Source organism: Streptomyces sp. CB02056, assembly GCF_001905545.1.
Taxonomy (GTDB): domain Bacteria; phylum Actinomycetota; class Actinomycetes; order Streptomycetales; family Streptomycetaceae; genus Kitasatospora.
The window spans coordinates 246,326-262,025 of sequence record NZ_LIPD01000008.1; the positions used below are offsets into that span (position 1 = coordinate 246,326).

Here is a 15,700-nt window from a genome sequence, read left to right on the forward strand (position 1 = left end):
ACGCCAGGCCCCGGTGGCCCGGTTCGCCCTCAGCGGGTCCTGAAGACCCACACCTTGAGGAGGACGAACCGGGCCACCGTCGCGAGGCCGTTGGCCACGACCAGGCCCGCGACCTCGACCACCCGCGAGGCGTGCGGCGCGAGCAGGGCCAGCAGCGCGAGTGCGCCGCTGCTCAGGCCCAGGCCGATCAGGAAGGCGACGGCGCCCTGGAGCTGGTGGCGCACCGCGCCCTCCGAGCCGGTGATGCCGAAGGTGAAGCGCCGGTTGGCCGCGGTGTTGGCGACCGCGCTCACCGCCAGGGCGATCAGGTTCGCCGCCTGCTGGTCGACGACCTGGCGGGCCACCACGTACAGGCCCAGGTAGAAGAGCGTGCTGAGCACGCCGATGACCAGGAACGACGGCAGCTGCCGCTTGGCGGTGCCGGCCGTCGCGGCCGCCCGGCCGTCGGGGGCCGGTGCCGGCGCGTTGTCGGTGGAGACCATGGATTGCCCACTGCTTCGTTCGTCGGGTCAGGAGAGCTCGTAGACGGCCACCCGGCCGTTGTCGAACACCGGCTTGGCGAGGTCCTTGAGCTGCGGTGACTCGGCGCCGGCCTTCCGCTGGACCACGAGGTAGCGGACCTTGTGATCGCGGTGCAGCCGGTTCAGGACGTCCGGCGTCGGCGCGTAGAACGCGGCCTCGTTGAGCTGGAACAGCTCGGTGTCCCAGAACGGCGAGCCGGAGGCCGACGCCCCGTTCGCGCTGGCCATCAGCCTCGGCGCGTACGCCCAGCCCTCGATGAGGACCGAGCGCTCCGAGTAGCCGCTGAGCCAGTGCGAACGGTAGTTGGCGCACGGCAGGCCGTCCGCGTAGTCCTCGTACTGCCAGCAGTGGCTGTTCGTCGCCAGGATGTCCGAGGGCGCGCTGTGCGAGCGGATCCAGCGCGCGGCGTTCACCTGGCTCGCCGGCATCACCCAGCTGCCGTCCCACAGGGTCTCGTGGGCCTGAATGGCATCGAGGGCGAGGCCCGGGGTGCCGAGCGTCAGTCCGGCAGTGAGCAGGACGACCCCGCCCCGGCGCCGCAGACCGCCCGCCGCCCTGGAGAGCAGGCGCCAGAGCAGCCCCAGGAGGACCGCCAGCACCGCGAACGCGGCCGCCACGCTCAGCGCCGGCAGCAGCGGCGTGTACGGCTCGGTGCCGGTGCCGTCCCCGGTGTGCTCGCGCAGGAAGGTCTCCCAGTCCGCCGAGAACCGGTACGAGAGCCAGGTGAACAGTCCGGTCAGGGCCACCGCGCCGACGGCCAGGGCGGCCTTCGCTGCCTTGGGCAGCGTGGCCCGTTCGAAGGCCTCGCAGTACCCCCAGGCGGACAGCACCGCCCCGAAGGGCATCGCGGAGATGGTGAAGTAGCTGGCGTTGTAACCGTTGACCACCAGGTAGGCCGCCGGTCCGGCGACCACCGCGCCGAGCAGGAACCACTGCACCGCGTCGAGCCGGAGGCGGCGCCGCCACAGCAGCGGCACCGCGCCGAGGAGCTTGATCTGGTGGTTCAGGAAGAAGGCGATCAGGACGGCCGCGACCAGACCGCTCTGCAGCAGCACCGGCCGGCCCTCCACGGGTTCGGCCCAGTACTTCTGGATGTTGCCGAAGGGGATGACCTCCAGGCCGTAGCTCTCGAAGTCGAAGATCACCGCCGTCGCGAAGAGCTGGGCGCCCGCGATGGCCGCGCCCAGCCCGACAACCCTCCAGGGGATGCGCCGGGTCCTGATCAGGACCGCCAGGCCGGCGACGGCCAGACCCGCGAGTGCCACCGGGAGGGTGCTCGCCTTGGCCGCACTGGAGGCGGTCGCGAACATCGCCGCCAGGACGAAGACTCCCCACCCGAACTCCGGTGCCCGGGGCGGCCCGTCGGCGTCGCCCGGGCCGCCGACCCTGCGGAGCCCGTCGGCGACCACGCCGATCAGCGCGATCAGCAGCGGCTGACTGTACGTCAGCGACATGCTCGACCAGGACATCAACCGGACGGCCGGCGCACCGAAGGTCCAGCTCATCACGGTGTTCGGGTAGACCGCGGTGAACTCGCCGACCGCGAAGAGCAGCAGCGCGGCGAGCGGGCCGGCCCACGCCCGACCGGTGATCCGCTGGGCCACCACCGCCGTGATCAGCGCACCGAGCGCGGCGAACGCGGGGACGAGCAGCCTGGTCTCGACCACCGGCAGGTCGATGTGGCCGACCATGTCGGTCATCGCCATGTGCGCGAACGTGAACCAGTGGTAGTGGAGCGGCTCCCCCGCCACCTGCGGCAAGGTCAGCGGCACGTGCTGCTTGGCGTTGGCCGCCAGCGACAGCATGTACGGCATGTCGCCGAACAGCCGTGACTTCTCGTCCGTCGCCAGGACCGGGAACTTCGACAGGAAGACCAGGTAGTAGTACAGGCTGGTCAGGCCCACCAGCCCGGCCATCGACCAGGAACAGCCGAGGGACAGCCGCCGGTACCCGCTGGGGCGCCAGTGCCGGCGCAGGCGCGGGACGAGCAGGAACGGGACGACCACGGCGAGCGGCCACCCGACGGCCACCGACTGGAGGCCCGCGCGGACGAGGACCGCCCACGCCGCCAGCTCCAGCACCAGCCCGGTCACCGCGCCGAAGACGAGGTCCTCCAGCAGGGTGTGCGGACGCCTGCGCAGGGCCCGGAAGACCAGGGTGCCCGGAAGCACCACGCCCCAGCCCGCGTAGAAGGTGTACCGGGCGATGTCACCGACCCTGGTGTCCGCGGCCAACAGCAGCCCCACCAGGAGCAGGTACGCGCAGACCGCAGGGAGGAACCGCCAGAGGGCGTGGGCCCCGGTTCTCCCGTCCGCCGTGCCGCCGGGCCGCCCGCCGGACGGCGCCGGAATACCCGGGCGTCCTCCGGTGGCCGGCACTGCTCCGGTCGCGGTGCTGTTCGTATGCATGGTGTCCGTTCTCTCGTCCGAGCTCACAGCTCGCAGCACGGCAGCCCGGTGGAGGCCGGCGGCGGTCCGTCGACCGGCGTCGGAACGACTCCGGTCAGCCCGTGTAGGAGGCGCTGCGACGAGCTGTCGCGGGGTCGGTCCCCTCCGCCGAGTCATAGCCGACGAAGTAGGCCGGCCTGGCCTGTGCCGCCGAGTAGATGCGGCCGACGTACTCGCCCAGGAGGCCCATGCAGAAGAGCTGCACGGCGCCGAGGAACAGCATGCCGATGAACAGCGAGGACCAGCCGGGGACGGTCTTGTCGAGCGCGTACGCGACCACGGTGTAGACGCCGAGGGCGAAGCAGAGCACGAAGCTCAGCAGGCCGAGCCAGGTGGCGAGCCGCAGCGGGCTCGCGGAGAAGTTGGTGACGCTGTCGACGGCGAGGCGGACCATCTTGGACAGCGGGTAGTGGGTCGAGCCGGCGACCCGCTCCTCGCGCACGTAGACGACCTCGCCACTCGGGAAGCCGAGCCACGGCACCAGCAGCCGGTAGACCGGCTGGTGCTCGGGCATCGCCTTGAGAGCGTCCACCGCCGCGCGGCTGAGCAGCCGGAAGTCACCGGCCTGGTTGGGCATCTTCTTGCCGACGAGCTTGCGCATCAGCCAGTAGTAGGCGCCGGCGGTGCGGCGCTTGAAGATCGTGTCGGTGCCGCGGTCGCCGCGCACGCCGTAGACGATGTCGAGGTCCCGCTCCCGCGCGAGCGAGAGCATCTCGGGGATCTTCTCCGGCGGGTCCTGGAGGTCGGCGTCGATGGAGACGACGTAGTCGCCGAAGGCACGGTGGATGCCGGCGGTGAGCGCGGCCTGGTGCCCGGAGTTGCGGGCGAAGCGGACGATCCGGAACTCCGGCCAGTCCTGGTGGATCTTCTGCATCAGCGCCGGGGTGGCGTCCGTGCTCCCGTCGTCGATGCCGACCACTTCATACGTGATTCCCAGGCCGTCGAGGATCGGGCGCAGGCGCCGCACGGTCAGCGGCAGCGCCTCCTGCTCGTTGTAGATCGGCATGACGACCGACAACAGCGGCGCCGGTTCCCCGGTCCGCCCGACTCCCTGCTCCACTGCGTTGAGCATCCTTCTTCGCCTGTCCCCATGTGATCCGAAAGCGGTTGGGCGGCATGGACCGCCGGGTCGACCCACCGGCCGGAATCCTTCCCCCTCCGCACCCGGAGCATCGCGGACGCCGGCGGGGGAGAGCCAATGAGCGGCAGGATAGCAGTCCATTCCAAGGGCACTCTCAACGGACCTGTTACCTGATCGCCGTCGATTCGATATCCCGACACGCCGAAGGGCCCCGCGCACCCGGGGTGCGCGGGGCCCTTCGGACGAGCCTGTACGAGGCAGGCAGGTCAGATCGTCAATTACTTGATGATCTTGGTGACCTGGCCGGCGCCGACGGTGCGGCCACCCTCACGGATGGCGAACTTCAGGCCCTCCTCCATGGCGATCGGCTGGATCAGCGCGACCGTCATGGCGGTGTTGTCGCCCGGCATGACCATCTCGGTGCCCTCGGGGAGGGTCACGACGCCGGTCACGTCCGTGGTACGGAAGTAGAACTGCGGGCGGTAGTTGTTGAAGAAGGGGGTGTGACGGCCACCCTCGTCCTTCGACAGGATGTACGACTGGGCCTCGAAGTCGGTGTGCGGCGTGACCGAACCCGGCTTGATGATGACCTGGCCGCGCTCGACGTCCTCGCGCTTGATGCCACGGAGCAGCAGACCGACGTTCTCACCGGCCTGGCCCTCGTCGAGCAGCTTGCGGAACATCTCGATGCCGGTGACCGTGGTGGTGGTCTTGGTCTCCTTGATGCCGATGATGTCGACAGTCTCGTTGACCTTGAGGATGCCGCGCTCGATGCGACCGGTGACGACGGTGCCACGACCGGTGATCGTGAAGACGTCCTCGATCGGCATCAGGAACGGCTGGTCCACGGCGCGGGCCGGGGTCGGGATGCTCTCGTCGACAGCCTTCATCAGGCCGAGGAGCTTCTGGCCCCACTCGGCGTCGCCCTCGAGGGCCTTCAGCGCGGAGACGCGGACGACCGGCAGGTCGTCGCCCGGGAACTCGTACTCGGAGAGCAGCTCACGGACCTCGAGCTCGACGAGCTCCAGGATCTCCTCGTCGTCCACCATGTCGGCCTTGTTCAGGGCGACAACGATGTACGGAACGCCGACCTGGCGGGCCAGGAGGACGTGCTCCTTGGTCTGCGGCATCGGGCCGTCGGTGGCGGCGACCACCAGGATGGCGCCGTCCATCTGGGCGGCACCGGTGATCATGTTCTTGATGTAGTCGGCGTGACCCGGGCAGTCAACGTGCGCGTAGTGACGGTCCTCGGTCTGGTACTCGACGTGCGCGATCGAGATGGTGATACCGCGCTGACGCTCCTCCGGGGCCTTGTCGATCTGGTCGAACGGCGTGAAGGGGTTCAGGTCCGGGTACGCGTCGTGCAGCACCTTGGTGATGGCCGCGGTCAGCGTGGTCTTGCCGTGGTCGATGTGACCGATGGTGCCGATGTTGACGTGGGGCTTCGTCCGCTCGAACTTCGCCTTCGCCACTGAGTCCTCCTGAGGACAGTTCCTGTACGCCGTGCTGACGCCAGTTGGTCTTTGATCGGTTTTGGTGCGGGTTGCCCGGAGGACATCCCGTGCCGTCCCGCTGGTGGGGGGGCCGGAGGCTCCCGGGAGGATCCGACCGGATCCTCCCGAGACGCCTCCGAATAGCCTAAGGCTTCGTAATCGTCCCGATTATCGGGACGTCACTCGCCCTTGGCCTTGGCGATGATGTCGTCCGCCACGTTCTTCGGAACCTCGGCGTACGAGTCGAACTGCATCGAGTAGCTCGCGCGACCAGAGGTCTTGCTGCGCAGGTCACCGACGTAGCCGAACATCTCGGAGAGGGGCACCAGCGCCGTGACGACGCGGGCACCGTGACGCTCGTCCATGGACCGGATCTGGCCACGGCGAGAGTTGATGTCGCCGATCACGTCGCCCATGTAGTCCTCGGGCGTGGTGACCTCGACGGCCATCATCGGCTCGAGGAGGACCGGCTTGGCCTTCCTCGCGCCTTCCTTGAAGGCCATCGAACCGGCGATCTTGAACGCGAGCTCGGAGGAGTCGACGTCGTGCGACTGGCCGTCCAGCAGGCTCACGCGGACACCCTGCAGCGGGTAGCCGGCGAGGATGCCGAACTCCATGGCCTCCTGGCAACCGGCGTCGACCGAGGGGATGTACTCCCGCGGAACGCGGCCACCGGTGACCTTGTTGACGAACTCGTAGCCCTCGGCCTGCTCGAGCGGCTCGATCGCGATCTGCACCTTGGCGAACTGACCGGAACCACCGGTCTGCTTCTTGTGGGTGTAGTCGATGCGCTCGACCGCCTGGCGGATGGTCTCGCGGTACGCGACCTGCGGCTTGCCGACGTTGGCCTCGACCTTGAACTCACGGCGCATACGGTCGACCAGCACCTCGAGGTGCAGCTCGCCCATACCCGCGATGATGGTCTGGCCGGTCTCCTCGTCCGTGTTGACCTGGAAGGACGGGTCCTCCTCGGCGAGACGCTGGATGGCAACACCCAGCTTCTCCTGGTCACCCTTGGACTTGGGCTCGATCGCGACGCGGATGACCGGGGCCGGGAAGTCCATGGACTCCAGGATGACCGGGTTCTTCTCGTCGGACAGCGTCTCACCGGTGGTGGTCTGCTTCAGGCCCATGACGGCGATGATGTCGCCGGCGCCCACCGAGTCGATCTCCTCACGCTTGTTCGCGTGCATGCGGTAGATCTTGCCGATGCGCTCCTTCTTGCCCTTGACGGCGTTCAGCACCGAGGTGCCGGACTCCAGGCGGCCCGAGTAGACCCGGACGAAGGTGAGCTTGCCGAGGTGCGGGTCCGACATGATCTTGAACGCGAGCGCGGCGAGCGGCTCGTCGTCCGAGGCCTTGCGGGAGATCTTGACGCTGTCGTCGCCCGGCTTGGTGCCCTCGATGGACTCGATGTCCAGCGGGGACGGCAGGTACTTGACGACCGCGTCGAGCAGGGGCTGAACGCCCTTGTTCTTGAAGGCGGTACCGCAGAAGATCGGGGTGAAGTCCGAGTTCAGGGTGCCCTTGCGGATCGCGGCCTGCAGCAGCTCGACCGGGATCTCCTCGCCCTCGAGGGCGAGCTCCATGATCTCGTCGCTGACGTTCGAGACCGTGTCGATGAGCGCCTCGCGGTACTCGTCGGCCTGCTCCTGCAGCTCGGCCGGGATGTCGACGATGTCGTACATCTCGCCCTTGGCGGCCTCGGCGGACCAGACCAGCGCCTTCATGCGGACCAGGTCGACAACGCCCTGGAAGTCCGACTCGGCACCGATCGGGAGCTGCATGACCAGCGGGGTGGCGCCGAGGCGGTCCACGATGGTCTTGACGCAGAAGAAGAAGTTCGCGCCCGTGCGGTCCAGCTTGTTGATGAAGCAGATGCGCGGGACGCCGTAGCGGTCAGCCTGCCGCCACACGGTCTCGGACTGGGGCTCGACACCGGCGACACCGTCGAACACCGTCACGGCACCGTCGAGGACGCGCAGCGAACGCTCCACCTCGACGGTGAAGTCGACGTGACCCGGGGTGTCGATGATGTTGATGGTGTGGTCGGCGTCGTCGACCGTCCAGTGACAGGTCGTCGCGGCCGACGTGATCGTGATGCCGCGCTCCTGCTCCTGCTCCATCCAGTCCATGGTGGCAGCGCCATCGTGGACCTCACCGATCTTGTACGACACACCGGTGTAGAACAGGATCCGCTCGGTGGTGGTGGTCTTGCCCGCGTCGATGTGCGCCATGATCCCGATGTTGCGGACCTTGGCGAGGTCAAGGGAGGTTGCAGCCATTGTGGCTCGTTCTCTCTCTGTCTAGTGACGGGGTACGGACTACCAGCGGTAGTGCGCGAAGGCCTTGTTGGACTCGGCCATCTTGTGGGTGTCCTCGCGACGCTTCACGGAAGCGCCCAGGCCGTTGCTGGCGTCGAGGATCTCGTTCATCAGGCGCTCGGTCATGGTCTTCTCGCGACGGGCGCGGGAGTACCCGACCATCCAGCGCAGCGCCAGGGTGCTGGCGCGGCCCGGACGGACCTCGACCGGAACCTGGTAGGTCGCGCCACCGACACGGCGGGACTTGACCTCGAGGGCCGGCTTGACGTTCTCCAGCGCGCGCTTCAGCGTCACGACGGGGTCCGAGCCGGTCTTCTCACGGACGCCCTCGAGGGCGCCGTAGACGATCCGCTCAGCGGTGGAACGCTTGCCGTGCAGCAGGATCTTGTTGACCAGCTGGGTGACGACCGGGGAGCCGTAAACCGGGTCGATGATGACCGGGCGCTTCGGGGCGGGGCCCTTACGAGGCATTCTTACTTCTCCTTCTTGGCGCCGTAGCGGCTGCGAGCCTGCTTGCGGTTCTTGACACCCTGGGTGTCAAGCGAACCGCGGATGATCTTGTAGCGGACACCAGGAAGGTCCTTCACACGACCACCGCGCACCAGCACGATGGAGTGCTCCTGCAGGTTGTGGCCCTCGCCCGGGATGTAAGCGGTGACCTCGATCCCGCTGGTGAGGCGCACACGGGCGACCTTGCGGAGAGCCGAGTTCGGCTTCTTCGGGGTGGTCGTGTACACACGCGTGCAGACCCCACGGCGCTGCGGGGAACCCTTCAGCGCGGGAGTCTTGTTCTTCTCGACCTTGTCCTGCCGGCCCTTTCGGACCAGCTGCTGGATCGTAGGCACCGTTTCTCCGTTTTCTGTGTGCCAAGGCTTGGTGGAACTAACCTGCGGTGTCTCCCCTCACACACGGCCCCGTGGTCGACCCACGCGGTCGGGTGTGTTGGGCTTGTTACGACACGGAATCCCATGGCTGCTGTACAGCGACGGCGCTCTACGCGCGGGACGCTGGGAAGCGCTCCGGCTCGGCGCGGCGACCGGTGTGCATGCACGCACAAGGACCCGGGGACACCCCAGGCACAAGGTCAGAGCGTACCTAGCGCATCGGGCTCGGTCAAAACAAATGCAACGCCGCAGGTCGCGGGGCCGGCCCTCGAAACGGGACGGGAAACGACGAGGGCGGCACCCATACCACGGCCGAGAACCCCCCGCACGGCGAAACCCTACGCCTCCGCGCGGACGGCGGCGAGCGGGGCACTCCCGTCGTCGGCGCCGTCCCCGGACGTCCCGGCCGACGACACCTCGCCCTGCTGCTGGTCGGTCTCCTTCCGGTCCGACAGGGCGACGAGCAGCCCCAGCGCCGCCACGGCCACCCCGTACAGCAGCACGCAGGGCTGCCAGCCCACGAACGGCGGCGCCCAGTGGGCCGGGCTGATGAAGAACGACCCGCCGGTACCGACCGCCATGCGGCGCAGCGCCCAGACGAACGCCGCGAAGTCGGCCAGGGCCAGCGCGGCGGAGCAGAGCACCATCAGCCGACGCCAGGCGAAACCGCCCTGCGGCAGCCGCTCGTGGCAGATCGCGGCGCACACGATCGGCAGCCCGACGGCGAACGGCAGCAGGTAGCGGCCCTGCCAGATCATGCCGACCTTCTGCGCCTGCATGGCCTGGGCCACCAGCGGTATGACCACTATCCCGGCCAGGATCCCCAGGACGGCCAGGGAGTCCCTGAGCCGCGCGTAGCAGAGCGCGAGCAGCGACAGGAGGACCGCCACGCCGCACCACAGCAGCAGCGTCACGGCCGGGGGTTCGGCGTCCAGCCAGCCGAAGTAGCCGATCATCTGCTTCATGTACAGCAGACCGTTGTCGAAGGTCTGACGGGCCGCGGACAGCGGAGTGAAGCCGCTCGGGGCGTTGATGACCGAGTGGTCCGGGTGGGTCGAGGACCAGACGAGGGCCACGCCGGCCGAGACCGCGGTCAGAGCGCCCCAGACCCAGGTCGCCCGATGGCGCAGGATCGAACCCAGCACGTCCCGGCGCCCGAGCAGCAGCAGGGCGAAGAAGACCGCCCCGCTGCACCAGATCACGCCCAACGGCCGGATGCTGATCAGCACGGTCGCACCGATGCCGAGCCGGGCGACGCGGCGGCTCAGGAGCTGTGGGTCCGGGTTCATCAGCAGCGCCACGGCGGCGCTCCAGACCAGGATGCCCGCGGCGATCTCCGGGCCGCTCGGGTTGACCACACCGAACATGAACAGCGACATCGGGGTGGCGGCCGCCACCACTCCGAGGATGCCGAGGGAACGCCGACGCCACTCCGCCGCCGAGACCACCGCACTCGCCACCAGGGCGGCGCAGATCGCGGCCGAGATCAGGCGCATCAGGTAGAAGGCCGTCTTGCCGGGGAGCAGCAGGCTGGGCCAGCCGACGGCGAAGTAGTACGCCGGGTGGTAGCGGCCCGCCGACGTGGTCACCTCGGCCGTCCCGGAGCGCTGCTTGAGCGCGGGTGCGCAGTCGGCCGACTGCCAGGGCTTGAAGGCGTAGCAGGAGTGGGTCTCCGCCACGTCCTCGTAGATCCGCGGGAGCACCACCCCGCTCTCGGCCCAGTAGCTTTTGATCCCGCCGACCGTGTGCGGGGTCATGACCTCCTCGCCGTTGACCTGGCCGCGGGCGACCGCGCCGGCCCGGATGAGGTGCGCGGGTTCGTCCGGCGAACCGCCGATCGGAGTCGCCAGCGACCAGGACGCGCTCAGCGCGAACAGGATCGCGAACGCGACCGCCCACAGCCGCCGGGGCGAGGTCGCAAGCCGCTCGGCGATGCTCTTGACGGCAGTGATCATCATCTGGAAATGGGCCTTTGGGGTCGGTCCGAACTCGGCGTGCGGCACCATGGCCGGGCGTGGTGGGTGCTCGCATCGACGAGATGTAACAGGCAACGGTCAGCCATGGACGAGAAGACCGTACCGAACCGAGCCCTGAGGGACTAATGGCACCCTCCCGATGGCGGTCTCCGAGCCCGGCGGGCCCGGTGCGGTCCACCGGCGACGAGGGACGGTACCCAACAGGTTCAGACGGTACCCAGCGGGATCACCAAGGTCCAGAGCGTACCGCCCGGACCTCCGACCAGCAGGCCGGACACGGGCCGCCGCGGGGCCACCGGACCGGACCGGCCTCAGGCGAGGCCGATGAGGATCATCAAGGTCCAGAACGCGCAGCCCAGGTAGCCGATGACCAGGCCGAGGACGGCCGCCCAGTCGCCGTCCATGTTGCGGCGGCGGATCTCCGCGCGGGCGATGTGGCCGGTGACCACGGCGGGGGCGGAGAGGCCGACCAGGCCGGCCACCAGGGAGACCACGGCGAGCACGTTGGTCTGGCGGGCCTGGGGCGGCGGCGGGACCGGCATGAAGGTGGCCGGAACGGGCGTGGCCGCGGTGGGCGGCGGCGCCGTCATCGGCCCCGAGGGCAGGTCGGCCACCAGCACGGCCAGCTGGCCGTAGGTCTGCGCGGCGGCCACCGCCTCGTGGCGCTGCTCGTACTCCTGGACGGTGAGCCGCCCCTCGGCGAACGCGGCCTTGAGCACGTCCAGCGTGCGGTCCCGGTCCGCGTGGCCCGCCCGCATCGCGGCCTGCGACGCCACCGCGGGCGCGGGCGCCGGCTGCCAGCCACCCGCCGGCAGCTTGCCGGGCGGATAGCCGGAACCGGGCTCGCCCCATGGTTGTACGGACATCCGCCACCTCCCGGTAGCGCGGTACCCCCGCGCACGTCACTGCTCCCTCATAGTGCAGGACGAACGGCCGAACTGAGTAGTTGCCAAATCGGCCCAGTAGCCGCCGAGAAGACGATTTCGCGTGGCGTTCCTCACGCGTTCGGCGGACACGCTCAGGGGATGCTCAACTCGGGCGACAGGCTGTTCGAGCAATGACAGGCTGAGCCCGGAGAGACCCGCACCACGACGACGTCCACCACCACGAGCAGAGAAGGCCGCCATGCAGGCGTCAGCGCCGCCGTCCCCCGACCTCTCCGGGCCGGGAACCCCGTCCGCCGTCAGCATCCAGGGGCTCTGGAAGCACTTCGGCCCCCAGGCCGCGGTGGCCGGGCTGAGCCTGGAGCTGCCGGCCGGGGCGTTCATCGGCCTGGTCGGGCCGAACGGTGCCGGCAAGACCACCACGCTGTCGATGGTCACCGGGCTGCTCCGGCCCGACCAGGGCACCGTCCTGGTGCACGGCGCCGACGTGTGGGCGGACCCGGTCACGGTCAAGGCCCGGATCGGCATCCTGCCCGAGGGCCTGCGGATGTTCGAGCGGCTCAGCGGGCGCGAGCTGCTCCAGTACACCGGGCGGCTGCGCGGCCTGCCCGGCGCCGAGGTGGACCGGCGGGCCGAGGAGCTGCTGGCCGTCCTGGACCTCGGCCGGGACGCCGACAAGCTGGTCGCCGACTACTCCACCGGCATGCGCAAGAAGATCGGCCTGGCCGCCGCGCTGCTGCACAACCCGGACGTGCTGTTCCTGGACGAGCCCTTCGAGGGCGTCGACCCGGTCTCCGCCCAGACCATCCGCGGCGTGCTCAAGCGGTACGCCGCGGCCGGCTCCACGGTGATCTTCTCCAGCCACGTGATGGAACTGGTCGAGCAGCTCTGCGACTGGGTCGCGGTGGTCAACGCCGGCCAGGTGATAGCCCAGGGGCCGCTGGACTCCGTCCGGGGCGGGCGCAGCCTGCACGAGGCCTTCCTGGAGCTGATCGGCGTCCGCGAGGACGACGGGCAGGCGCTCGGCTGGCTCGGCGGCGGGCAGGCCGGGGGCACCCTGTGAACAATGCCCCGGTGCCCGACGGGCGGACGGTGGTCCGTGCCCTGGTGGCGCTCAAGCTGCGGCTGCTGCGCAACGGGCTGCGGCGCAGCCCCGGCCGGACCACCGTCTACGTGATCGGCGGCGTCGCGGGCCTGGCCCTCGCGGCCGGTGTCGCCGTCGCCATGACCGCGCTGAACGGGCGCTACGCGGGCTCCGGGGACGCCGGGGTGGTGCTGCTCGGCGTGCTGACCCTGAGCTGGGCCGCGCTGCCGCTGTTCCTCTTCTCCAGCGACGAGAGCGCCGACCCGACCCGGCTGACCATGCTGCCGCTGCGCCCCGGCCCGCTGCTGCGCGGCACCCTGCTGGCCGCGCTGATCGGACCGGGGCCGCTGGTCAGCCTGGTGCTGGTGACCGCCGCGGTGCTGGCCGGCGCGACCGGCGGCGCCTCGGCCGCGGTCGCGGTGCTCAGCGTGCCGCTCGCGCTGCTCTGCCTGGTCACGCTCTCCCGGGCGGTCGCGGCGGGCAACGCCCGGATGCTCTCCAGCCGGCGCGGCAAGGACTTCGCGATCTTCGGCGGCCTGGCCTTCGCCCTCCTGGTGCAGGTCGCCAACGTCGGCTCGCAGAGCATCCTCGGCCGCCGGGGCGGGCCGATCGACCTCAGCCCGCTCAAGCCGATCGCCTCCGTGCTGCGCTGGATCCCGCCGATCAGCGCGGCGGACGCGCCGCGCACCGCCGGCGAGGGCCGGTACGGGCTGGCGCTGCTCCAGCTCGCCGCGGCCGCCGCGCTGCTGGCGCTGCTGCTGCGCTGGTGGCGGCGGAGCCTGCAGGAGCTGATGGTGACCGCCGACTCCTCCACCCTGGAGGTCGCCCGCGGGGTGCAGGACTCGCGCGGCTGGCGGTTCCTGCCCCAGGGCCGGACCGGCGCGGTGATGCAGCGGCACCTGCGGTACGCCTGGCGCGAGCCGCGGGCCAAGGCGGCGCTGTTCACCAGCATCGGGATGACGCTGGTGATCTGCGTGCTGTCGATGGTCCAGGGCTGGGCGAGCGTCTACCTGCTGGCGATGACCGGGGTGTTCCTCGGGCTGCAGATGCTCAACCTGTTCGGTATGGACGGCTCGGCGTTCTGGATGGTCGCCGCCACCCTGCGCACCCCGGCCGACGCCCGCTCCGAGCTGCGCGGCCGGGCGTACGCGGTGCTGTCGTACGCCGTCCCCGTGACGCTGCTGCTCGGGCTGGTCCTGGCGGCCGTCACCGGCCGGTGGAGCGAGCTGCCGTCCGCGCTCGGCCTGGCGCTGACGCTGCTCGGCTGCGGGATCGCGCTGGGCGCGATGTTCAGCGTCCTGGCGCCGTACACCATGCCGGCCGACAGCAACCCGATGCGCAACGCCGCCCCGGGCCAGGGCGGGCTGATCCTGCTCAACCAGTTCGGCTCGATGCTCGGCGTCGCCCTGCTGGCGCTGCCGGTCGGCGGCTACCTCGCCTGGGCCCTGGTCTCCGACGGCCCGAGCTGGCCGGTGCTGCTGGTCGGCCCGCTGTACGGCGCCCTGGTCGCGGCCCTCGGCGTCCGCCTCGCGGCGGCCCGCCTGCTGGACCGCACCCCGGAGATCCTCGCCAAGGCCGTCGAGCGCTGAACCGCTCTCCCGTCGGTCCCCGCCGCCGCTCCGGCATCATGGGCAGGAGGAGCCGGGCCGTCGTGGCACCGTCGAGGAGAGCAGGGACACACCGTGGGCGAGCGCGCGCAGCAGGCCGGGACCGCCGGACCGCTGCTGGAGCAGGCGGTGCGGTCGGTGGTGACGGCGCCGGAGGAGGCGCTGGACCTCGCCCTGGACACCGGGGCCTCGCTGCTGGCCGCCTCGGCCGGGCAGTGGCCGGAGGTCGGCCGGGCGCTGCTCGGGTACGCGGACACGGCCGTCGGCCGCTGCTGGTCCGCCGGGTGGCGGCCGGCCGACCTGGCCCGGGTGGTGCGGCGCGAGCTGAAGCCCGTCCACCTGGCCCTCGCGGTGGACCTGATCGCCGCCGAGGGCCGCCGCCACCCCGCGGCCGCCCTGGACCGGCGCTGGCTGGAGCAGCTGCGCGAGCTGGAGGCCGAGGTGTGGTGGTCCGGCGACGACGAGTACCTCGGCGCCTTCGCCGACCGGCACCGGCTGGACCGCTTCGCGCTCGCCACCGCCGCCCTGGAGCTGCTGCGCACCTGGGGCCGGCTGCCGCCGATCGCCCCGGTGGGGCCCGCCCCCGGGCAGGCGGTGCGGCCGCAGCACGCGGGGCCGGTGAGCGGCGAGCCGCGGATGCTGGCGCGGATCCGGGCGCTGCTGGCCAAGGCCGAGTCCACCGAGTACCCGGAGGAGGCCGAGGCGCTGACCGCCAAGGCCCAGCAGCTGATGGCCCAGCACAGCATCGACGACGCGCTGCTGGCCGCGTCCGGTGCCGACCGCGACACCCCGGCGGCGCTGCGGATCGGGGTGGACAACCCGTACGAGGGCCCCAAGACGATGCTGCTGGACGCGGTCGCGGCGGCCAACCGGTGCCGGGTGGTGTGGGCGAAGGAGTTCGGCTTCTGCACCGTGGTCGGCTTCGACGGCGACCTGGACGGCGTCGAGCTGCTCTACACCTCGCTGCTGGTGCAGGCCACCCACGCGCTCAACAAGGCGGGCTCCCGCAAGGACTCGCGCAGCAAGGCGTTCCGGCAGTCCTTCCTGGTCGCGTACGCGGCGCGGATCCGCGAGCGGCTGACCGCCGCGACCGAGCGCGCCACCAGCGCCGCCGCGGCCGGACGGCACCTGCGCGAGGACGGCACCGAGGAGCAGCTGCTGCCCGACGCGCGGCTGCTGCCCGCGCTCGCCGCCCGCTCCGAGGCGGTGGACCAGGAGATCGGCCGGCTGTTCCCGAAGCTGGTCTCGCAGCGGGTGCGGGTCAGCGACGGCGTGGGCTGGGCGGCCGGACGCGCCGCCGCCGACCGGGCCGCGCTGCACGGGCGCGCCGGGGCGATCCGCCGGTAGGCGCTCACGCCCCGGCGGTCCCCCGGCCGACCCGCGCAAGATCCACAGGAG

12 protein-coding genes are annotated in these 15,700 nt (G+C 70.8%); 3 read left to right on the forward strand and 9 right to left on the reverse strand.

The genetic code is table 11. The features are described from left to right. Positions 1-29: 29 nt before the first annotated feature. The 9 genes from AMK13_RS23425 to AMK13_RS23465 all read right to left on the reverse strand — a co-directional run bounded on the left by AMK13_RS23425 (position 30) and on the right by AMK13_RS23465 (position 11,593). A complete protein-coding gene (locus tag AMK13_RS23425; protein ID WP_074003964.1) occupies positions 30-482 on the reverse strand; it encodes a GtrA family protein in 453 nt (150 codons plus the stop codon). A gap of 27 nt (positions 483-509) precedes the next feature. Continuing rightward, complete coding sequence (locus AMK13_RS23430) at positions 510-2,930, reverse strand: hypothetical protein (protein WP_143204612.1); 2,421 nt, start codon at positions 2,928-2,930, stop codon at positions 510-512. 94 nt (positions 2,931-3,024) lie between these two features. Next, positions 3,025-4,041, reverse strand: coding sequence for a glycosyltransferase family 2 protein (locus AMK13_RS23435; RefSeq protein ID WP_074003966.1), 1,017 nt, complete (start codon positions 4,039-4,041; stop codon positions 3,025-3,027). A 287-nt stretch (positions 4,042-4,328) separates the two neighbouring features. Further along, positions 4,329-5,522, reverse strand: coding sequence for an elongation factor Tu (gene tuf / locus AMK13_RS23440; RefSeq protein ID WP_049649031.1), 1,194 nt, complete (start codon positions 5,520-5,522; stop codon positions 4,329-4,331). Positions 5,523-5,722: 200 nt separating this feature from the next. Further along, the gene (gene fusA / locus AMK13_RS23445) at positions 5,723-7,828 is read right to left on the reverse strand and encodes an elongation factor G (protein WP_049649030.1); all 2,106 of its coding nucleotides are present in this window, start codon (positions 7,826-7,828) and stop codon (positions 5,723-5,725) included. Positions 7,829-7,867: 39 nt separating this feature from the next. Further along, entirely contained in the window at positions 7,868-8,338 is a 471-nt protein-coding gene (gene rpsG, locus AMK13_RS23450) for a 30S ribosomal protein S7 (protein WP_030055803.1), read from the reverse strand. Positions 8,339-8,340: 2 nt separating this feature from the next. After that, a complete protein-coding gene (gene rpsL, locus AMK13_RS23455; protein ID WP_014144289.1) occupies positions 8,341-8,712 on the reverse strand; it encodes a 30S ribosomal protein S12 in 372 nt (123 codons plus the stop codon). Between the two features lie 377 nt (positions 8,713-9,089). Beyond that, the gene (locus AMK13_RS23460) at positions 9,090-10,709 is read right to left on the reverse strand and encodes a DUF2142 domain-containing protein (protein ID WP_074003967.1); all 1,620 of its coding nucleotides are present in this window, start codon (positions 10,707-10,709) and stop codon (positions 9,090-9,092) included. 329 nt (positions 10,710-11,038) lie between these two features. Next, a complete protein-coding gene (locus AMK13_RS23465; RefSeq protein WP_338016321.1) occupies positions 11,039-11,593 on the reverse strand; it encodes a DUF1707 and DUF4190 domain-containing protein in 555 nt (184 codons plus the stop codon). A 259-nt stretch (positions 11,594-11,852) separates the two neighbouring features. Here AMK13_RS23465 and AMK13_RS23470 point away from each other — a divergent pair, with 259 nt between their 5' ends. The 3 genes from AMK13_RS23470 to AMK13_RS23480 all read left to right on the forward strand — a co-directional run bounded on the left by AMK13_RS23470 (position 11,853) and on the right by AMK13_RS23480 (position 15,649). Further along, positions 11,853-12,674 (forward strand): ABC transporter ATP-binding protein, encoded by an 822-nt coding sequence (locus AMK13_RS23470; RefSeq protein ID WP_074003968.1) that lies wholly within the window; start codon positions 11,853-11,855, stop codon positions 12,672-12,674. An 11-nt stretch (positions 12,675-12,685) separates the two neighbouring features. Then, entirely contained in the window at positions 12,686-14,284 is a 1,599-nt protein-coding gene (locus tag AMK13_RS23475; RefSeq protein ID WP_074003969.1) for a hypothetical protein, read from the forward strand. A gap of 93 nt (positions 14,285-14,377) precedes the next feature. Next, positions 14,378-15,649 (forward strand): DUF2786 domain-containing protein, encoded by a 1,272-nt coding sequence (locus AMK13_RS23480; RefSeq protein ID WP_074003970.1) that lies wholly within the window; start codon positions 14,378-14,380, stop codon positions 15,647-15,649. Positions 15,650-15,700 lie beyond the last annotated feature (51 nt).